General features: G+C 57.7%; 20 protein-coding genes and 1 pseudogene. 12 read left to right on the top strand and 9 right to left on the bottom strand.

The genetic code is table 11. From position 1 onward, the window contains the following. Positions 1-877: 877 nt before the first annotated feature. The 3 genes from CR155_RS12440 to CR155_RS12430 all read left to right on the top strand — a co-directional run bounded on the left by CR155_RS12440 (position 878) and on the right by CR155_RS12430 (position 3388). Entirely contained in the window at positions 878-2317 is a 1440-nt protein-coding gene (locus CR155_RS12440; RefSeq protein ID WP_102070345.1) for an ethylbenzene dehydrogenase-related protein, read from the top strand. Between the two features lie 2 nt (positions 2318-2319). Next, complete coding sequence (locus CR155_RS12435; RefSeq protein ID WP_102070344.1) at positions 2320-2883, top strand: DUF2231 domain-containing protein; 564 nt, start codon at positions 2320-2322, stop codon at positions 2881-2883. 139 nt (positions 2884-3022) lie between these two features. Beyond that, positions 3023-3388, top strand: a complete 366-nt coding sequence (locus CR155_RS12430) for a flagellar basal body L-ring protein FlgH (RefSeq protein ID WP_102070343.1) — start codon at positions 3023-3025, stop codon at positions 3386-3388. Between the two features lie 14 nt (positions 3389-3402). Here CR155_RS12430 and CR155_RS12425 read toward each other — a convergent pair whose 3' ends face one another. The 3 genes and pseudogenes from CR155_RS12425 to CR155_RS12415 all read right to left on the bottom strand — a co-directional run. Continuing rightward, positions 3403-3807: a hypothetical protein gene (locus CR155_RS12425; protein WP_102070342.1), complete on the bottom strand. Its 405-nt coding sequence runs from the start codon at positions 3805-3807 to the stop codon at positions 3403-3405. Then, complete coding sequence (locus CR155_RS12420; protein ID WP_158238266.1) at positions 3808-4806, bottom strand: serine hydrolase; 999 nt, start codon at positions 4804-4806, stop codon at positions 3808-3810. Between the two features lie 192 nt (positions 4807-4998). Then, positions 4999-5809: pseudogene (locus CR155_RS12415) on the bottom strand (NYN domain-containing protein); the annotation flags it as partial. Between the two features lie 106 nt (positions 5810-5915). Here CR155_RS12415 and CR155_RS12410 point away from each other — a divergent pair. Beyond that, on the top strand, positions 5916-6332 hold the full coding sequence (locus CR155_RS12410; protein ID WP_102070339.1) for a ribbon-helix-helix domain-containing protein: 417 nt from the start codon (positions 5916-5918) through the stop codon (positions 6330-6332). A 21-nt stretch (positions 6333-6353) separates the two neighbouring features. Next, complete coding sequence (locus tag CR155_RS12405; protein WP_102070338.1) at positions 6354-7484, top strand: extracellular catalytic domain type 1 short-chain-length polyhydroxyalkanoate depolymerase; 1131 nt, start codon at positions 6354-6356, stop codon at positions 7482-7484. Between the two features lie 55 nt (positions 7485-7539). On the opposite strand, the gene CR155_RS12400 is transcribed toward CR155_RS12405, so the two are convergent. Both CR155_RS12400 and CR155_RS12395 read right to left on the bottom strand, forming a co-directional pair. Beyond that, complete coding sequence (locus CR155_RS12400; protein ID WP_102070337.1) at positions 7540-9213, bottom strand: ABC-F family ATP-binding cassette domain-containing protein; 1674 nt, start codon at positions 9211-9213, stop codon at positions 7540-7542. 68 nt (positions 9214-9281) lie between these two features. After that, the gene (locus CR155_RS12395; protein ID WP_102070336.1) at positions 9282-10697 is read right to left on the bottom strand and encodes an aminotransferase-like domain-containing protein; all 1416 of its coding nucleotides are present in this window, start codon (positions 10695-10697) and stop codon (positions 9282-9284) included. A gap of 104 nt (positions 10698-10801) precedes the next feature. Between CR155_RS12395 and CR155_RS12390 the strand changes: the two genes are divergently transcribed. From CR155_RS12390 to CR155_RS12380, 3 genes are all read left to right on the top strand, one after another. Further along, positions 10802-11671 carry a DMT family transporter gene (locus CR155_RS12390; RefSeq protein ID WP_102070335.1) on the top strand — a complete coding sequence of 290 codons (870 nt, stop codon included), beginning with the start codon at positions 10802-10804 and terminating at the stop codon, positions 11669-11671. Between the two features lie 102 nt (positions 11672-11773). Then, on the top strand, positions 11774-11974 hold the full coding sequence (locus CR155_RS12385; protein WP_102070334.1) for a hypothetical protein: 201 nt from the start codon (positions 11774-11776) through the stop codon (positions 11972-11974). Continuing rightward, positions 11971-12330: a translation initiation factor Sui1 gene (locus tag CR155_RS12380; protein WP_102070333.1), complete on the top strand. Its 360-nt coding sequence runs from the start codon at positions 11971-11973 to the stop codon at positions 12328-12330. The genes CR155_RS12385 and CR155_RS12380 overlap by 4 nt, the downstream gene beginning before the upstream one ends. Before the next feature lie 22 nt (positions 12331-12352). Here the strand turns inward: CR155_RS12380 and CR155_RS12375 are convergent, their stop codons facing one another. Then, the gene (locus tag CR155_RS12375; RefSeq protein ID WP_102070332.1) at positions 12353-13531 is read right to left on the bottom strand and encodes an MFS transporter; all 1179 of its coding nucleotides are present in this window, start codon (positions 13529-13531) and stop codon (positions 12353-12355) included. A gap of 194 nt (positions 13532-13725) precedes the next feature. On the opposite strand from CR155_RS12375, the gene CR155_RS12370 reads away from it, so the two are divergent. Both CR155_RS12370 and CR155_RS12365 read left to right on the top strand, forming a co-directional pair. Then, positions 13726-14127, top strand: coding sequence for a hypothetical protein (locus CR155_RS12370; RefSeq protein ID WP_102070331.1), 402 nt, complete (start codon positions 13726-13728; stop codon positions 14125-14127). A 101-nt stretch (positions 14128-14228) separates the two neighbouring features. Continuing rightward, positions 14229-15086, top strand: coding sequence for a class I SAM-dependent methyltransferase (locus CR155_RS12365; protein WP_102070442.1), 858 nt, complete (start codon positions 14229-14231; stop codon positions 15084-15086). Here the strand turns inward: CR155_RS12365 and CR155_RS12360 are convergent. Next, a complete protein-coding gene (locus CR155_RS12360) occupies positions 15054-15656 on the bottom strand; it encodes a transglycosylase SLT domain-containing protein (protein ID WP_102070330.1) in 603 nt (200 codons plus the stop codon). The genes CR155_RS12365 and CR155_RS12360 overlap by 33 nt on opposite strands. Before the next feature lie 227 nt (positions 15657-15883). On the opposite strand from CR155_RS12360, the gene CR155_RS12355 reads away from it, so the two are divergent. Beyond that, the gene (locus CR155_RS12355; RefSeq protein WP_102070329.1) at positions 15884-16012 is read left to right on the top strand and encodes an entericidin A/B family lipoprotein; all 129 of its coding nucleotides are present in this window, start codon (positions 15884-15886) and stop codon (positions 16010-16012) included. A gap of 86 nt (positions 16013-16098) precedes the next feature. Here CR155_RS12355 and CR155_RS12350 read toward each other — a convergent pair whose 3' ends face one another. After that, positions 16099-17439, bottom strand: a complete 1341-nt coding sequence (locus CR155_RS12350; RefSeq protein ID WP_102070328.1) for a tetratricopeptide repeat protein — start codon at positions 17437-17439, stop codon at positions 16099-16101. A gap of 186 nt (positions 17440-17625) precedes the next feature. On the opposite strand from CR155_RS12350, the gene CR155_RS12345 reads away from it, so the two are divergent. Beyond that, entirely contained in the window at positions 17626-18627 is a 1002-nt protein-coding gene (locus tag CR155_RS12345; RefSeq protein ID WP_102070327.1) for an AraC family transcriptional regulator, read from the top strand. Here the strand turns inward: CR155_RS12345 and CR155_RS12340 are convergent. Further along, complete coding sequence (locus CR155_RS12340) at positions 18609-19868, bottom strand: MFS transporter (protein WP_102070326.1); 1260 nt, start codon at positions 19866-19868, stop codon at positions 18609-18611. The genes CR155_RS12345 and CR155_RS12340 overlap by 19 nt on opposite strands. Positions 19869-20009 lie beyond the last annotated feature (141 nt).

The raw sequence follows: 20009 nt of genomic DNA, 5'->3' as shown, positions 1-20009 counted from the left end.
TCGATGGGTTAAAAAGATGGTCGGGTCGGGATGGAAGCTTGCGGGTTTTCCCCATTAACCAACTGACCTACCGGTATCAAGCGTATGGATATTCGGGGCCAAATAGCGGAAGATCATTCATTACGCTCATTGCATTCACACAGATTTTTGCCCAGGAGCCCGACTTTGCGAGAACGTATTTTGAAGTTGCTGAAAGACTCCGCCAGGCATTTCGATATGCCCGACCATATTGTTGCCCATGCGATGGACTGCGACCGAACCTTTACAAGTAAGCCGGACCAAATTTAACCCGAAAACGGTGTTAAATAAACTGGAAACGGATCAAATTAAACGGGAAAGTATGCGCGCGGACGAATTCATTATGACCGCCGGCGGGCTCCGCTGCAGGCTGACATGCTGACGTGACGGACTGAATGAAGGGGCCGCAAAGGAACTCGTAGCAGCCGGAGTTTCGCCAATGACTCTTTTTACCACCATGCGAAATTTAATCCGCCTTCGGAGCTTCCGCGCGGCGATCTTGGCATAATCGAGACGGACGGCCGCAACGTTCGTTGACGAGTCACGCAGCCAGTTAGCGGACGTACCGGCCATTAACTTGGTCTCGACCATGAATTTATATTTCAAGTATTGATTCAAATCAAATATAAACGTGTCGAAATAGTAAATACTGATCATGTCGCACGACAGATAAAAGAACAATACAGCACCTAGGTTGAATTTGTCGTACTCGAAATACTGATATCAGGATATTGGTTTTGTAAGTACGCTATCCGGAGCGCCTGCGGGGATCGGAAGGTAAGTGCAGCAGCTTGGGAAGCTGAACACTTCCGGGCCGAAACAGGCGATCGGGGATTGAAATCTCAACAAGGGGAACAAGATGAGCAATGATTTGCGGGGCAAGGGCCTTCTTGCCGCCCTGGTTTTATTTTTGGGCGCCTTGCTGCTGTCGTGGTTTACGCATGGCACCGTGGTGGTCCATAACGATCGCGAGCGAAATATCTACATCCCGGATGAGTTGACCATGCCGTTGCAGGTCAAGGTTGCCTATAACGGGACGGATATATTTTTCCGATACCGCTGGCCGGCGAAACAACCATCGATCTATCACGACATGCTGAAGTTCGAAGGCGGCAAATGGGTTCGGCTTGGAAAAAGCGTCGCCGGGCCACAAACCGAGGGCATCTACGAGGACCGGGTGTCGATGATGGTGGACGATGGCAGCGTCCCTGAGTTCGCCCGCTATGGCGGCTACATCACTATTGGCGACAGCATGCGGTTTTTCACCCATGAGGCCAAGAAAGAGGAAGTGGAGGCCCATCCGTATCTTGGACGCAAGCGCAAGCAGGAGGAGGTTCGCAAGTATCTTCCGGCAACTCGCACGGACATCAACGACTGGCGTTCCGTTGTGCCTGAAGATGAACTGGCAGCACTACGCAAGGGCGGGTATTTCCTGGATCTGTGGCACTGGCGCGCACATCGTGGCAACCCGGTCAATGCTTCCGACGATGAATACGTCTTCGATGCCCGATCCGGCGATGCAGGCAAGGCGGCCTTCTCCACCAATTGGGATCCAGAGAAAAAGCAGCCCAAGTTCATGCTGGACCCGCAGAAAACTAATCACCGGGCATTGAACTGGGACGATCTGGCCCAGCGCAAGCTTGGCTTTGACGATGTCTATTACATCACGGACGACACTGCAGCGCCTTTCGACCCGAACTTCGCGTGGAAAGAAGGAGATACCATACCGCGCCGTCTGTTGCTACGTGGACGCGGCGATGGATCGCATGCGGACATCCGGGTGCTTGGCAGCGGACGCTGGAAAGACGGGTTCTGGGAAGTAACCCTGAAGCGTGCCATGGATACCGGCCACCCGGCAGACGACAAGATTTTCGTCGACAAACGGGTCTACAACCTGGCTTTCGGCGTTCATCGGAACGCAAACGGCAGCCGTTGGCACAACATTTCGCTGCCGGTCACGCTCGGTTTGGGACGTGATGCCGACGTAGTCGCCAGCCGTTTCGAAGCCAGTGAGCCGTCCTGGGACCAGCAGTGGAAGACAGTCACCCTGTTTTACCCTGGTCAGGTCAGTTGGCCCATGCTCAACAGCGTCCAGCATGCGGGTGCCGAGTTCATCCGCAAGGGACAGCCTGTGACCACCCACCACAGCGAGGCTCAACTTACGCAATATGGCATTGAAGCTGAATTCGCCGAAGAAATCCGCCGCCAGTGGCTGAGGACACTGTTCGCCGGAATCGCCTTAATCGTGTCCTTCGGCTTTGCCCTTAACCAATTGCTCAGAAGCAAGCAAGGAGACTGACCATGGCCCCCTATCACGTCTTAATGGTGCACTTCCCCATTGCGTTATGGATCACCGCCACACTGGCAATTCTGTTGCGTGCTTTTTCTGGCGGAGCCTTGGCCCATGCGGTGGATCGGGCACTCGTGCCGCTGCTCAGCGTCAGTTTAGTTTTCGGGATCATTGCTTTCGCCCTTGGATTGCTGGTCTGGCCGTGGGAAACCATTTCTGCGTCCGCACTCGGCCGTAACCACATTCTGGCTGCGAGTTGGACGATCACTTACTGGGCGATGGTTCTGGTTGTTCGGTGGCGCCGTGGTGAGGCCGTGTGGAATGGCTTGTCGCGCTGGATCATGGCCGGTTTTGCGCTGGTGGGTAGCGCGCTGCTAGGAATTACCGGCACGCTGGGCGGTCATCTGGTGGGCATCTATACCGAAGTCTCCGTGGCGCTGCGCATGCTGGGTTGGGATGTCTATACGACCTACTACGTACCCAATATGACCCTGGCAGCCATCTTGGTCGTTTCCGTCTTGCTATTGGGCCTTGGGGAGTGGGCTCGCCGTACTTTTTACCACCACGCGAAATAAATTCCACCTCAGAGCTTCCGAACAACCCGCTACGATCGTTTAAACTCACTTAAACTTGCATTTTCCGGATTAATTGTGGGCTTCTATTCCGGAATAATTAAATCCCTCCCACCATGTTCGCGCTGTCTAATTTTTCACTATGAAAATTGTAAGCTACGTGGTGCGCCGAATCGTACTGGCCTCGATACTGGTGTCGCTGCTGGGCGGCTGCGCCATGTACGGCACGACGCGCGCCTACTATAATCCCGGCGGCGCCGTTTATTACCCGCCACCTGGACCCGTTTATGCATCCCCTGCTGCGCCGATCTACGTCGACCCGTGGTACGCGGGTCCCCCCGTATTTCTGAACTTTGGCTTTCGCTCTTACAGCGGCCGTCACCCTCATCGCGGTCATCGTGACTGGCATGGCGGCGGACGCCGGGGTGGCGATGGCTGGCATGGCGGCGGACGCCGAGGCGACCCCGGCTATCGCCATGGTCGTGGCGGTCACTACCGGGGTCGTTAGCGCCCGCCGGCATTTCAATCCGTCCGGCCGGCACGCTGTTGCTTGATTTCGCTTATTTTTACGATGACATAGGCGATAAGCGCGAACACGAACACCACCAGATACATCCAGGCGATGCTTTGCAGGCATTCGATTATCGTTCGATAAATCTCCAGCACCCACCGCTCGGTCGTTAGCACAAGCGGCGCGAGATCTTTCTGGGGCGGCTCGATGTAGCGCTCCAGTTCGTAAATGCGTACGCCACCTGAAATTCCCACGACAAGTGCCGCAAACGTGATGTAACGACGCCATGCCGAGGCAATGTCGTCCTGGATAATCCGGTCCAGGATCCGGTTCAAGGGCCTGTCGAAGATGCGCACGACAATCAGCGAGACGATAGAGGCAATGAGGAAGGTGGCCAGCAGCAGGGTGAAAAACATTCAATTCACCTTTAAAGGAAGCTGCGCGGCGGCCACCATGCGCAGCAGATGTCGGCACTGCTTTATATAGTTACTGAACGTTGTAGGAACACTGGCGTCGTCGCCGGTCCAGTTGATGGTAAAGCAAAAGTTCACGCGTTGTGTTGGCAACACCATCTGACCTGCCAGGCTGAAACAATGGAATCCGTTCCAGTCTAAGTTGCCTCCTTTTCCATAGCCCATGATGTCGAGTGGAATGGTTTGCGGAATAGCGCCGGCCATGGCGGATATGCGTTTGAATTCGGCCAGGGTCTGGGGCTTTTCAAAATACTTGCCGGCCAAGACATGTCGGTACCAGTCGGTCATTTCGGCAGCGGTGCTGACCATGGTTTGGTGGTCGTTGATGGCCGCGCGCGGCGGCCCCGGTAAAGTCCCCGCCATCACTTTCGAGATGCCTGCCCAGCCTACGTCAGTGCCTTCTGGTGCGCCGGCCAAGTATGAGAACAGTATGCGCGTCGAATCAGGTATGCGTGTCTGATCGAGCCCCGCACTTTTGATCAAGGCACGTACCTTGTCCGGTCCGATTGTGTTGAGGGCAATATCCGTGGCCGTGTTGTCGCTATGCGCGATCATGGCCTCGAGCACGCTGCGCGCGGTGGTTGTACCTTGAAGATGGATGAGCACCGGGCTGCTGGGCGACCATACTTTGGGCCCCACGTCCAGTTGTGCCTCTTCGGAGAGACGTCCTGCTTCGACTTCTTTCAGGTATTGGGCGAGAATAAATGTCTTGATTGCGCTGCCGACAAAAAGAGGTAAATCGGCGTTGACGCTATGTCGTACTGTAGTCAGGCCGTCTTCGATCACGATGCTGGCTGAAGCACTGTCGGGGGATTGGTCGCCAAACGTTCTCAGCGCTCTTTCCAGTTCGGAATCATCCAGCGAGCGACCGTGGCTGCTGTTAAGGGTTGCGGCAGAAAATGTACCCAGTGCGGCGAGACGTAGCAAGGTTCTGCGATTCATGAATTCGCTCCTGTCGGGGTCAAGTTGGAGTAGGCTTGCGGCGCGTACGACTGGCTTGCTTGCGCACTGCTCTGGCCGGCACAATGGCATCCGCTTGTTCGTCACCGGTTTCGGCTTGTTGTTTGGGCGTGGTTATGCGGCTACGCCGTGCCCGCACGGGCGGCTTAGGTTTTTTCCCCGCCTGGGTGCTATGGACATAGATGCCCGACTTCTCGTCGCGACCAATGTCGAATAGTTGCATGGCCTGCGCCTCTTCCAGCAAGTTGCCAAATGTTCGAAAGCCGTAATAGGTTTCATTGAAGTCCGGTTTGCGACGCTTGACCGCTTGTTTCAGGGTCGACGCCCATATTTTTCCACCTTCGCCGCGTTCCGACAGCAGGGCGTCAAACGTGTCCACCACAATTCTCAAGGCTTCGGCTTTCAATGCCTGGACTTCGTCGACGCTGCGCTTGTCTCCTGCGGCAGGCGGCGTGTCGTGATCGATCATTGTGTCTTTGCGGACGGGCTGGTCGGCGTTGCGCTGCGTGGCACGAACAAGATCATCGTAGAAAATGAACTCGTCGCAATTGGCGATGAGCAGGTCCGATGTGGATTGCTTTACGCCCACACCTATGACTTGCTTGGCATTTTCGCGCAATTTGGACACCAGGGGGGAAAAGTCGGAGTCACCGCTGATTATCACGAACGTGTTGACATGTCCTTTGGTATAACAAAGATCGAGTGCGTCCACGACCAGTCGGATATCGGCGGAGTTCTTCCCTGACTGGCGTACATGGGGAATCTCGATCAGCTCGAAATTTGCCTCGTGCATGGTGGCTTTGAAGTTTTTATAGCGATCCCAATCGCAATACGCTTTCTTGACCACGATGCTGCCTTTCAAGAGCAGGCGTTCGAGCACCAGCTTGATGTCGAACTCATGATAGCGGGCGTCGCGCACGCCAAGCGCAACGTTCTCGAAGTCGCAGAACAACGCCATGCTGGCATTATCAGGTTGGGAAGCCATCTCGTTTCCTTTGCAGAATATTCCAGTTTGCATGGTAGTGCAGCTTTTCGTTCACCACGGTAAATTTACGCTTTACCATCCATGCAGATGGTGATAGGATGGTCACATGTCTAATCCAACTCCTTCAAAATCTCTGAAGCCTGTCGACGAGAAAATCACTATCAATCTTGGTTGTGTCGATCTTGGCCAAATTGAACTGCTGGTGCAGGAAGGCTTTTATGCCAATCGCACCGACATGATCCGTACTGCCATACGCAACCAGCTCGCTGCGCACGCCGATGTTGTCCGACAGGTTGTATCGCGCAAGACGCTGGTGCTTGGCATCCAGCACTACAGTGCCGCCGATCTGCGCGCCGTACAAGAGGCGGGTCAGACGCTGCAAATTCGCGTCCTGGGTCTGGCCACCATTGCGCCGGACGTAACCCCCGAGCTTGCGCTTGCCACCATCGAATCCCTTACGGTCCTGGGCGCGCTGCACGCGAGTCCGGCGGTGAAGGCTGCGCTGGCCAGCCGCATCTACTGAACCTACTTAATCGAGAACACTATGCCCACACTGGACCTGAATCGCTTGATGATAGAAGCCACCCAGATGACCCGCTCCGGCGATTTGCAGGGAGCCATGGCCGCCATACAATCCGCAATGCGCGGCGCCGGCGTCGCAGCCGGTACCGGAACTGGATGCGAACCAGCACGGAACGGCGGTGGATACGCTTCCGATGCAGGGGAGGTCATCGACGTTGAGATGCGTGATATCTCTGACTCGACCCGTCATGAACCGATCCGGCGCGACGTGCCCCGATCCGCTCCGGATCAGGCGCGGCCGACGGTTGACTCCGGCTTCACCGTCGGTCACTATGCCGACGGTGGCACGCGTCGAGATTACAAGCTCTACATTCCCCCCGCTGCGGGAACTCGTCCGCTACCCCTGATCGTGATGCTTCACGGCTGCACCCAGGACCCCGACGATTTTGCCGCCGGCACGCAGATGAACGAAGCGGGGCAGACACAGGATTTTTTCGTGTTATATCCAGCGCAGTCGCGCCGAGCCAATCCCCAAGGTTGCTGGAACTGGTTCAAGCACAATCATCAGGTTCGCGGCCGCGGCGAGCCGGCCTTGCTGGCGGGGATGACGCGCCAGATCATGGCCAAGCACATCATCGATCCAGAACGTGTCTATATCGCGGGCTTGTCAGCCGGGGGGGCAATGGCCGCCATCATGGGCGAGGCTTATCCGGACCTGTATGCGGCCGTCGGGATCCATTCGGGGCTGGCGTCTGGGGCCGCGGCCGACCTGCCTTCGGCACTGGCGGCCATGAAAGGCGGGGGCACCGGTCTGCGTGGTTCCGCCAGTGGGGTACCAACTATTGTGTTCCATGGCGATGCCGATGCCACCGTGCATCATGGCAATGGCCAGCAAGTCATCAGTGCGGCGGTTGGAACCGGTACGACGGTGAAGCCCGAACGCATAGGCGGCGGTGACCAGCGTGCGCACACACGGCATGTTCATCGTGCCGCCGACGGGCTGGTCATTGCGGAGTATTGGCTGGTGCATGGCGCGCCACACGCCTGGTCTGGCGGCAGCCGCCTGGGGTCTTACACCGACGAGCGCGGACCGGATGCCACCCAGGAGATGGTCCGTTTCTTTTTCGAACATCCACGCCAGCCCAAAAACTGAACGCACCAGGCGTCGTGCATAAGCCCGTGTCGCGGTCAGTCGCGCAGCGGGGACATCATGCGGCCTTGCGCGCCGATGCGATCTCTCGCTGGCGTTTGGCTTCTTCCAAAAGATAGACCTGGTAGTCGTCCAGGTCGCCATCGAAGTCTTTCATGCCGCCACGCGATACCAGCCAGAATTCGTCGCACACTGAACGCAACAGAGCCCGGTCATGGCTGACCAGCATGACCGAACCTTCGAATTCGTTCAAGGCAACGCTCAGCGCTTCGCGGGTGGCGAGGTCCAGGTGATTGGTGGGCTCATCCAGCAACAGCAGATTAGGGCGTTGCCATACGATCATGCACAACACAAGGCGCGCCTTTTCGCCGCCGCTCATGCTGCCCACGCTCTGCTTGACCATGTCGCCGTTGAAGTTGAAGGTGCCCAGGAAATTGCGCAAGCCCTGCTCGCGACAGTCCATTGCACTTGGACGCACGCTGGCGGGCGTATCGCGTACCAGCCGTATCATGTGCTCCAGAGGATTGTCCGCAGGCCGCAGGACGTCGAGTTCCTGTTGGGAAAAATAGCCGATGTTCAGGCCCTTGCCGGTGATGATTTCACCCGCTGTAGCCTGGAGCGCGCCGGCAATGGTCTTGACCAGCGTTGACTTGCCCTGGCCGTTGGCACCCAGGATACCGATGCGTTGCCCCGCCAATACGGAGCGGTTGATGTTCTGCACAATAACGGTGGGAGGCGTACCCGGAGCCGCATCGTGGGGCGCCGGGTAACCGAAGCTGGCGGCGGACATGGACAGCATGGGGTTAGGCAGGCTGAGTGGTTCTTTGAATTCGAACTGGAAATCGGCATCGGCAAGCATGGGTGCAATCTTTTCCATGCGTTCCAACGCCTTGACACGACTTTGCGCCTGCTTGGCCTTGCTGGCTTTGGCCTTGAAGCGGTCGATAAATTTTTGCAGGTGCGCCACTTTTTCCTGCTGTTTTGCATGCGCAGCCTGTTGCAGCAGCATCTGTTCGGCACGCATATCTTCGAACTTGCTGTAGTTGCCGCCGTAGCGGACCAGCTTACTGTGATCGATATGCAGCGTCACGTTGGTCACGGCGTCCAGGAATTCCCGATCGTGGCTGATTACCACCATGGTTCCCGCGTAGTTCTTCAGCCACGCTTCCAGCCAAACCAGGGCATCCAGATCCAGGTGATTGGTCGGCTCGTCGAGCAACAGCAGATCGGACGGGCACATCAGCGCGCGAGCCAATTGCAGACGCATGCGCCATCCGCCTGAAAAACTGTTCACCGGCCGGTCCAGCTCCGCGACGCTAAAGCCCAGGCCCAGGATGAGCGCTTGCGCACGCGCCGGCGCGTCATGTGCGCCCGCGTCGTGCAACGCCATATAGGCGTGCGCCATGCGCATGCCATCGTCGCTGGTTTCGGACTCCGTCACTTCGGTCTGCGCCGCCAGCAACAGCGTATCGCCCTCGACCACGAAGTCGGTGGCGCTTTGCTCTGTTTCGGGCATGTCCTGGGCGACTTGCGACATACGCCACTGCGCCGGTATGGAGAATTCGCCGCCATCCTCGTGCAATGTGCCGTTAAGCACGGCGAACAAGGAAGACTTGCCCGCACCATTGCGCCCGACCAGACCTACTTTTTCACCGGGATTGAGCGTGACGGATGTCTTGTCGAGCAATACTTTGCTGCCGCGACGCAAGGTCACGTTCTTGAGGATAATCATTGGGGAGGGCGAGAGAACTGCGCAAAAGGGGTTCTTATTGTAGCATTCGGCAGGGTTTGTCCGTATGCCTAGCGGACGCCACGTGTGGCTTGAGCCAGCATCCGAAAAATGTTGGGGTCGCTCATTTGAGTCACGTTGAATCGCATGAATTCACCAGCCGACTGCGATGGGCTGAACACATTGCCCGGTGCCAGGATGATGCCTTGCAACAAGGCTTGGCCTGCCAGGGCCGTAGCGTCCAGTCCTGAAGGCAGCCGGCACCACAGGAACATGCCGGCCGGCGGCATCGCCGACGGCAGCCATGGCGTGATGCCTGTCGTTGCGAGTCGATCTGTCGTTTCCTGCATGGCATTGGACAGCCGTGCGCGCAACGTGTCGATATGCCGGCGATAGCTGCCGTCCTTCAGTATCGCCAGGACGACTTCCTGCGCCACGCGGGATCCCGAAAAGGCCGTGGCAATACGCAGGTCTACCAGCCCCTCGATCCAGTCTGGCCGCGCGACGATATAGCCGCAGCGGATCGAGGCTGACAAGGTCTTCGAAAAGCTTCCAATCTGGACCACCCGGTTCAAGCCGTCAAAACTTGCCAGCCTCGCCGCCGGTTCATGTTCGAAATCGGCGAATATGTCATCTTCAATGACGTGCACGTCGTGCGCCTCGATAAGCTTGAGCAACCGGTGCGCAATGACCGGGGTCAGGGTTGCGCCTGTGGGATTGTGCACGCCGGAATTCGTAATGTAGAGACGTGGGTGGTGTTCTGCCAATGCCTTGGCAAAGAGGTTGACGTCGGGTCCATGGGCTGTGTAGGGAACACTGATAATCCTTGCTCTATGCGCGCGCAGCAAGGCCTGGAAATTGAAATAGCAGGGGTCATCGACCAGCACGACATCATTAGGTTCGATAAGAAACCGACAGAGCAGGTCAATGGCGTGTGTGCCGGAGTCGGTAATGAGAATCTGGTCGGCGGAGGCACTGATCCCGCGCTGGGCGATCCGCCGCGCCAGCAGCTGGCGCAACGCGGCCGAACCCAGCGGCGATGCATACTCTGCAAGCGTCGCGTCGCCGGCACGCGCCACCGTGCCCAGCGCCCGCTGCAAGGCCTCTTGAGGTAACCATGAAGACGGCAGCCAGCCACAGCCCGGTTTCAGGATGGCGTCGCTGGCCTCGAGCGACTGGCGCGACACCCAGAGTGGGTCGACGCTGCGTTCAAGCCGGGGCTCGATTTCAGCCAGAGCGAGCGGTGCGAGATGGCCGGCTACGTAAAATCCCGCGCCCGGCCGCGAACGGATGACGCCTTCGGCGGCCAGGCGGTCGTAGGCATCGACGACTGTGGACTTGGATACTTGTGTCGCCGCAGCGTAGCCGCGTATTGACGGCAGCCTTGCGCCGGGTACGAGTTGGCGTGCGGCGATGCGCTGGCGTATCGAATCCATTACGTGCGCGACGCGCGTGCCGCCGGGATGCCCCTTTGAAATCGTATCCATGTGTACCGCCTTTTTGACCAATACAGTTTTTGAATATTGTACTGAACTGTCTCTGGCTAATGGAAGGAAATACTTCGACACTGTCTTCTTCTCGGAGCGCAGCAATGACGAAAGTGACACACGGTTGGATCAATGGTTTTGTCGGGATGTTGATATTCAGCGGTTCGCTGCCGGCCACACGGGTGGCAGTGGCTGGGTTCGATCCGGTGTTCCTCACCGTTGCGCGCGCCGCGATTGCGGGCGTGCTGGCACTGACGCTCCTCGTAATCTTGCGGCAAAAACGGCCGGCCAGGGCTGACCTGCTTTCGCTCGCTGTTGTGGCCGTCGGGGTGGTCGCGGGGTTTCCATTGTTGACGGCTCTCGCGCTGCAGCATATTACAGCGGCCCAGTCCATGGTGTTTATCGGGTTGCTACCCCTAGCGACGGGTATTTTCGGCGTCCTGCGGGGGAAGGAGCGTCCGCGTGCCATATTCTGGTTGTTTGCGGGCACGGGCAGTCTTGTCGTCGCGATATTTGCGTTCGACGACGCGGGAACAGGTTCCGTGGTGGGCTCCCTGCTGATGATCGGCGCCATACTGGTTTGCGGGCTGGGCTATGCCGAAGGCGCTATGCTGTCGCGCCGGATGGGAGGATGGCAAGTCATATGCTGGGCTCTGGTTTTGCCTTTACCCTTGACGCTGCTTGCAATCATGAATATCTGGCCGGCCTCCCTCGCCGCAGTGCAAATGCCGGCCTGGATCGGCCTGGCTTATGTGTCGTTGTTCAGCATGCTGATCGGTTTCATGTTCTGGTATCGGGGCCTGTCCATGGGCGGGATCGCAGCCGTCGGACAATTGCAATTGCTGCAGCCATTTTTCGGGCTTCTGCTTGCCGTCACATTGCTGGATGAACCGTTCAAGTGGTCGATGGTCGTGGTCATGGCCGTTGCGGCTACATGTGTTGTTGGCGCGCGCCATGTGGCGACCTCGCGCTAGCGAATCACGCGGTATATTCTGTAATATGCCTATGTCCCCAACGCGCCTCCGGTTGCAGGGCGCTGGCATAGTCATGGCATGGGGTTACAGGAAGGAATCGACATGAAGAAAACAAAGGGCGCGCCCGATCCGGATGAGATCGCGCTGATCGAATGGTGTATTGAAGTGGAAGGGCATCTGGTTGCCGCCGGCGCCAGTTTGCGCGAAGCGCAGGATCATATCGAAGAACAGGCAGAGTGGTTCACGGATATGTTCTATAACGGTCTGACACCCGAAGAGGCAGCCAAGGAAGCATTGAATTGAGTGCGCGGCAAGCCGGTGCCCTGGTCTATTCCACCGAGGAAGGACGGATATGTCCAGCGTGTTCGAAGCCCGTGGCGCAATGCTCTTGCCGGATGCAGGGCGCCATTCCAGTCTCCGACGGTGTTGTGCGTATTTCGCTCGAAACGAAAGGTCGGCGCGGCAAGGGGGTTACCGTCATCAAAGGCATTCCCCTGAATGCGCTCGAGTTGACCGCGCTGGCCAAGCAACTGAAAACAACTTGCGGCTCAGGGGGCACGGCGAAAGATGGCCTCATCGAGATCCAGGGCGATCATCGCGATTTGATTGAACAAAAACTGTCTGCACGCTGGGTGGTAAAGCGTTCGGGTGGCCGTTAAGTTTGGCTGGTAACAGTGCCTGTCACGGACGATGTGAAATGCTGCTGGCAAACCAGAATCCCAACAGCGGCAAGGCGATCATGCTGGCGATGAATGCTGCACCCACGCCATACTCGTCGATCATCAAGGAGATGGCGCTGATGCCCAGCGACTGACCCAGGAACAGACTGCAGGCAAACAGCGATACGGCAGTGCCGCGCGTGGCTGGCGCCATCTGCGTGGCATTGGCCTGCAGTGTGTTATGCATCATATAGAAGCCCAGGCCGGATATCAGGCAAGACGGTATCGCCCACGCCCAGTGCGGGCCAAAGGCCAGCATGGCGAAACCAGTACCCATCAGCGAGCCGCCTATCAATGCAAGCCCGCGCTCGCCAAATCGTGCGAGCAGTCGGCGCGCGAAGAAAGTGTACGCGAGGCCTCCGGCCCCATACAGGGCGACGATGGCCCCAGCAGCTGTCAGCGACAGCGCGAAGCGGTCATGAAGATAAGTGGGTATGAAGACCAGGGCGCTGAATACAAAACCGCCCTCGATCAGGGCGATCAGCAAGATGCGGCGCGCCCACGGGATCGCAAGCACGTTGCCCATCTGCCTGAGAAAACTCTTCCTGTCGGGATTGACGGGTTCGACGGGAGGAAGTGTGCGCAATAGCATGAAGGCCACCGCGCCGAAAAGCAGCGCCAGGACACCGAATGCGGCTTGCCAGTTCAGCAGGTCGGCGAATATCCCGCCCGCCCATTGTCCGGAGATCATGCCCAGGATGGTGGCCGACATGAACTTCGCCAACACGCCTTGTCGCTCGGCGTAAGGCACCGAATCGCCGATGTATGCCATGCTCAATGGGATAATCCCCGCCGTTGCCGCGCCGGCCAGGCCGCGCAGGACTACGATAGCCGACATGGAAGGCGCGAAAACCAGGGCCAGATTCAACAACGCGGAGGCAGCGACAGCGAAACTAATGATGCGTTGTTTGCCGTAGCGGTCACCCAGTGGCCCGTACACCAGTTGCAGTGCCCCATAGGCAATAACGAAAAGCGAAATCGATCCCGCCGCCACGCCGGTGGACACCTGAAACGATTCGGCCAGGTCCGGCAACAGGGCGTCACAAATTCGCATGCCGACCATGCTGGCGAAGCCGGCACAGGCCACAAGAAAAAAACTGCTATGTGTGGCTTGCCCTTGTTGCGATGTGACGTCGACCATCCGTGTGGTGTCCCGATTGCTTTAATAGGATGCAATCTTACGTGGTTATCCCTGACAGGGTAATCGTGAGCCCCAGAACCGTAACAAACCCTAGTTATTTTGACTTGGATAGGTACAATTTAGACATATATCTGTTACTGGATATAAATAAACCGCATAGATGTTGTATGCCGGGCCAACACAAGGAGAAGACTATGTCCAACGAAATGATGAAGAACTGGAGCGATTACAAACCCTCCAAGACGCTGTGGTTGTGGTCCGCGGTCGGTGCCGCGGGCTTGACCATGATCGTAGGCTTTACCGCCGGCGGCTGGATGACCAGCGGAACGGCAGCGGAGCGGACTGAGGCCTCCACCGAATTAGCGGTCGCTACACTGGCCGCCAATATCTGTTCCAACCGGTTTCTTGCCGCCCCCGATGCCCATGCCAAGCTGGCCGCCCTAAAAGAAACGGATTCCTGGAAACAAGACAGCTTTATTGAAGAAGGTGGCTGGGTAACATTCGCCAACATGGAAAAGCCCATCAGTGGCGCAGCGGAACTCTGCGCAAATCGGCTCGTGGCTGCCACACCGCCCGCCGCAGACAGCGGCGCCTGAGCAGCCAGGCCCCTGTGTTACGGTGAAACTCGGACCAATGAGTTCGGATAATGAGTAAACTGGCACGTACTCATCAGAGAGACTCCACCTTGTCGCAACCCATGCCCACCGCTCACGAAATCCGTCCCGAACAATCCATCGAACTGCTCAAGGCACTGCATATCCTTACGCGCGACGGCAAGATGAACCAGGACAGCCGGCGCAAGCTCAAGCAGGTTTATCATTTGTTCCAGTTCATCGAGCCGTTGCTGACGGACTTGAAACAAGGCCGCGACGGCATCACGCTGGTTGACCACGGTTCGGGAAAATCCTACCTTGGTTTCATCCTATACGACCTGTTCTTCAAGCAGCTGAACGACCGCTCCCACCTTTACGGCATTGAAACCCGTGAAGAACTCGTCAAGAGCGCCACCGACCTGGCGCAGCGTCTGGGATTTACGGGCATGTCGTTTCTGAATCTTTCCGTCGCCGACTCAATTTCCTCAAACCTTATTCCGCCTCGCGTCGATATCGTTACGGCGCTGCATGCATGCAATACCGCAACCGATGATGCCATACGGTTCGCCTTGCACAAGCAGGCCAAATACATCGTGGTGGTTCCGTGTTGCCAGGCTGAAGTGGCCGGTGTGCTGCGCCGCAAGAAGGCCATGTCGCTGGGCGCCGGCGCTCTGGCGGAAATTTGGCGTCATCCTCTGCATACGCGCGAGTTCGGCAGCCAGGCCACTAATGTATTGCGCAGCCTGCAGCTCGAAGCCCATGGTTATCAGGTTACCGTGACCGAATTGGTAGGCTGGGAGCATTCAATGAAAAACGAGTTGATCATCGCCACCTACAAGAACTTGCCTCGACGCAAGGCGACTGAGCGGCTCGAGAGTCTGCTCAAGTTGTTGGGATTGGAAGAAATGCGCGACCGATTTTTTGTGCCCTCAGAACCAGCCGAACAGACCGCCACGGTTTAAGTCGCCTTCGCAGCGCTTGTATTGAGCGCCGAAGCGTTCGGCGCGTTGGTTCACCAGGGTCGACACCCGCTTGAGCCACGGTTTTCCATCGTGGCTTCGATTGCGGTAGCCAGTCCAGCCTTCGTGGTAATTCAGGTACTGTCCGTAGGCGTCCCATTTTGAAACACCATTCAGGCGCTGTGTTTTGCTAATGTACCAGCCCATGAAGTCCATCGCATCGTCGAAATCGTCCCTGCTTGCAAGCCAGCTACCTGCCTCCTGCCGATAGTCGTCCCATGTTTCATCCTTGGCCTGTGCATAGCCATAGGCCGAACTTACGCGTCCCCATGGAATGAATCCGAGTAGAAAATCACGGGGCGGCAGGGCATCTTCGCGAAAGCTGGATTCCTGGTACATCATCGCCATGGGAATCTGGGGCGGTACACCCCATTTGTCGCGCATCTTCAAGGCGGCCTTATGCCACTCAGGTTTTTCGCGGAATATGGCACACAGGTTCTCAGGGTCGGAGGGTGGCGCAGTGGCGCAGCCCGTCAGCCAAAATAGGGGCAGTAGATAAACAATTCCTCGCATGGGATTCCTGCCTTAGCTTGAATAGGGCATGCCCCGGATAAGGTCATGTCCTGGTAGCGGAGGTGCCGCTATTTTCTGATGAGGCGATGTCGCGGCCGATATAGTAATCCATTCGGTCTGAGCGCACGTTGCGTTGTCCGCGGGCACGACACTTGCTGTGTAACCCTGAAGCGTGGGTCAAGTCAAGTTATCGACCCCGCCGCATCGTTACTCAACAGGAGATTCATATGAAGAAGATAGTCTGGTTGCCTATAGTCCTTGCTTTTGCGGCATTCACGGCAGGTTGCAACACAATGGAAGGAGCCGGCGAAGATATCGAGCGCGGTGGCGAGAAGATCCAGCAGCAGGCCCGATAGGTCCTGGCAGAACCCAGCCCTAGTGGCTGGCTGCTGATGCATTCCCAAGAATTGGATCAGCGGTCCAGCACTTGGGGCTTTTTTATTCAGGCAGCCTTGCTACTACCTTTGTTGAGATGATGGATACGTTTCAGAAAATTGGCGTTGGCATGGCTGGAAGGTTTCAAAGCGAGTCGTTCATTGGTCAGTCCCGTGGCCAGATTCGAATACCCGCCACGTATTGCCGCTTCCATCAGGGTCAGGTCTATGATGTCTCGCTGCGCGTGACTTCCGCCGAAGCGGTCGACGATGAAGCGGGCACCGTGCAGCTTCTCGGCAGCAGTCTGGTAATCCTGACGCCAGAAGGCTGTGAAGCCTTCAATCAACGGAATGGCCGTCAGGCGTGCCCATTGCGCGATCTCGGAATCTTCGCTTCCTTTTCTTCGCAGTTCCAGGAGGTTACATTCGATGTCGTTGTCGCGGCCGGCGCCCAGGTAGGCCATTACCGCGTGCCAATCGTTAAAGGGATATGAATTTCCATCGGCATGCGGCTCCCAGCAGTTTGCCACTTCCGACCATCGTTCCCCCACATCGACGCCCGCAAGATGCAGGCGCCACAGCATGGCTGATGCATCCACCAGTTCAAGGGCTATTTGGCTTTGATTGACGCGGATCCGCGAATCATAGAGCGCGAGTGCTTCATGGCCGCGGCCGAGGTCCAGCAGGTAGACAGCATGGTGCCACCAGTTATGGACCTTGAAAAAATTATCGTCGTCAGCCCAATAGGGCTTGCGTATGGTCATCCAGTCCAGTCCCTCTTGCGTTCGCCCCTGCATTTCCATAACGTGCGCGACGGCATGATGAGCCCAGGAATCCAGGGGCTGCAGCTCAATGGCGCGGCGTCCCTTTTCCTCTGCTTTGGTGTAGTCTGCGGCCTCCTCGAGTCCGAATGCGTACATGCCCAGCAGCAGGGAGTAGCCGGGTATGTCGGGTGACCAGGCAGGCAGCACCCGGGCCACACGGTCGCGCAAATCCCGCGCACAGCCACGATAGAAATCCAGAAGGTGACCCGCATGCACGGCCACCATGTCCAATGGATAATTGACGTTGTGCATATCGAGGGCCTGCGCCGCGGCCGTCCAACCTCCATCCAGCATGAGCTCCAGCGCATGAGTGTGTGATGCCTCGCGATCGTCCAGTCGCATGCTGGACAATTTGTCCACTATTTCCTTCGCATATTCGTTGGCGGCAGGCTCGGTGGCCACCCCCAGCATGTAGGCTTTCAGGATATGTGCCATCGCGAAATTGGGCGCCGTCTCAATAGCACGATCGACCATGGCCAGTGGGTCTCCTCGATAGAGCGCGAAGGATACCTGTGCCTCGTTGTAATGCTCTGCCGCCTGCGCGGTGGCGCCGGAAAGCCGATTGCCTTGTTGATCTGTAATCATTGGTTTCTCTCTTCCTCATCGATGCGCATGGACTTACCAATCCGATGCGCGCATAGTGTCATTGAAGGTTTGCCATCTCTTTGTGCAGATGGGCGGAAACAGCTTACGAGACCGATGCACGCAAAACCATGCGCGAAGCGCCGGTTTTATTGACCATGCCGCCAGGAATGCCGCGGGCGATTTGCGATGAGCACCGTTTTCAATACTTTGCGCGGAACGCGTCTTACTGGTGGCATCTTTCTCGATGCCGAGTTTTCGGCGCCCTGGTGCGTCGCCGCGCAGGTAACACCTGAAGACTGTCGCCCATTCATGCCGGTTCCGCAGCACATCATCGCGTACCACTACGTTGCCCTCGGCGACTGCGTGATTGCGCTGGCCGGGCAGCCGCCGGCTACGGTCAGTGCTGGCGGAATCGCAATCCTGCCACGCAACCCTCCCCACTTTCTTGCCAGTGCGTTGAATGTAGTGCCGGTCCATGCGGATCACCTTGTCCAGCCGGGAACCGGGGCAGGACCGGCGCATATCGAGTATGGCGGAGGAGGTGAAGTCACGCATATGTTGTGCGGCTTCCTGGGAACCGATACTCCGGGTGCCGCGACGGTTGCAATGCTGCCGGACCTGTTGATTGTAGGCCCGGCGGATTGGACCGTGGCCGCCTGGACAGAGAGTTCACTCAGGTTCGCGGTACAGGAATCGGCCAAAGGGCCGGCCGATTCTGGCGTCTTGCTCGTCAGGCTGGCGGAGCTTCTGCTATTTGTGGCGATCCGACAGTACCTGGCCTTGCGTCCCGGCGACTGCGCACCGATGGTCGCGGGCATGCGAGATGTGTTGATCGGCCGCGCACTACGGCTATTGCATCATCAAATGTGCCGGCATTGGACCACCGAAGAGCTCGCCAATGAAATAGGATTGTCCCGGTCATCATTTGCCGAGCGTTTCGTCCGTGCGGTGGGCGAACCGCCGATGCGGTACCTGGCTCGCCAACGGCTGGACAAGGCCTCGCTGCGCTTGCTCGAGACATCGGATCCGATATGCCGGATCGCGTATGAAGTGGGATACGAGTCGGAGGCGGCTTTTAATCGCGCTTTTCGGCGCGAGTATGGATCGCCGCCTTCGGCATGGCGTCGGGGTGCAATGACTCATCGGCCTGAAAGTTCGTCGCCTGCCAATCAGGCCCGCAGCGCCTGAGGGGCCATGAGGGTGAAATCGCGCGACGGCAGACGCAGCGCAATGGCAGAGGCGATCAGCAGAAGCACGCCGGCACTGCCGAATGCGACCCAATGCGTTCCGAACCTTTCGTAGCCCCATCCGCCCAGCCAGGAACTGACCATGGCGCCGACCTGATGGCCAAGGTAGGAACAACCATACAACACGCCCACCAGGCGTACGCCATAGATATCGGCCAGGAGGGCGGACGACATGGCTATGCTGCCCGCCCAGACGATGCCACCAATGGATGCAGCGATATAGAGCTCCCAGTGCGTGCCCACTACCAGCAATGCAAAGAAACCCAGGCCGCGCACAAAATAAATAGTGGAGAGCATCTTCTTGCGTGGCACTTTGTCCGACATGTTTCCGAGGATCAGCGTGCTGAAGATGGCGACCAGACCGATAAGTCCGATGCCCAATGAACTGGTGGTGGGATCGAAGCCGTGGTCCATCAGCATGGGAACGCCGTGCGTGCCCAATAAATTCATACTGAAGCCACAGGCGAAGAGGCCCAGGGTGATTTTCCAGAACGGTGCGGTATATATGGCCTGGCGTAGGGTAAGGCTTTCCGGAACAGGCTGTGTGCCCGCTGGTTTGGAGGCAATGTACTCGGCAGTCTGGTCGGCATGCATAGGAGCGTTGTCGCGAATGACGAACAGGGCCAGAGGGACAGTGAAAAGGGTGTAGATCGCTGCGAACCCCAGAATCGTCGCCTGCCAGCCTACCGCTTGAATGGCGCTGGTCAGCAAGGGTGTCATGACAGCGATGCCTGCCATCGAACCTGTGGAAAGGAAAAACAAGGCCTTGCCCCGCCGTCGCACGAACCACTTTGTCAGCACGGGGGTGAGGGTGATCGGACTCGCCAGGGCCAGGCCGATGGACAACAGTACACCGAAGGCCAGCGTGAATCCTACCGGATCACGTGCATTGACTGTCCAGATTGATGCTGCCACGACGACGGCATTGCCCAGCAGGAGCACGGGACGGGTCCCCAACCTGCCAACCAGGTATCCGGCCACGGGCATGCCCAGGCCGTAGCACAGCATGCCAATGGCGATGATAGTGGAGAGCAGGCTGCGGCTGAAGCCCAGGTCATCCACCATGGGCAAGAAAAACGGCCCTATCCCCAAGCGCATACCCACGGTCAACAAGGTCAGGACGGACGCCGCCGCGACAATGTTCCACCCAAAATACCAGTCGCCGTAACGGTTCGCTGCCAAAGTCTTCTCCAATGTCGCCGTTATTGACTGGCGTTCTGCGATTGCGCAGTGTCGGACCAGCCGTTCATTTCGTTGAATTATTCAGTGATTGTACTGTGGCATGCGGCGTGCTAGTAGAAGCCTGCGCGCCGGCGCATCACA

This window comes from Pollutimonas nitritireducens, assembly GCF_002849615.1.
Taxonomy (GTDB): domain Bacteria; phylum Pseudomonadota; class Gammaproteobacteria; order Burkholderiales; family Burkholderiaceae_B; genus Pollutimonas; species Pollutimonas nitritireducens.
The sequence above is the reverse complement of the archived record's forward strand: the minus strand, read 5'-3'. Positions and strand labels throughout refer to the sequence as shown.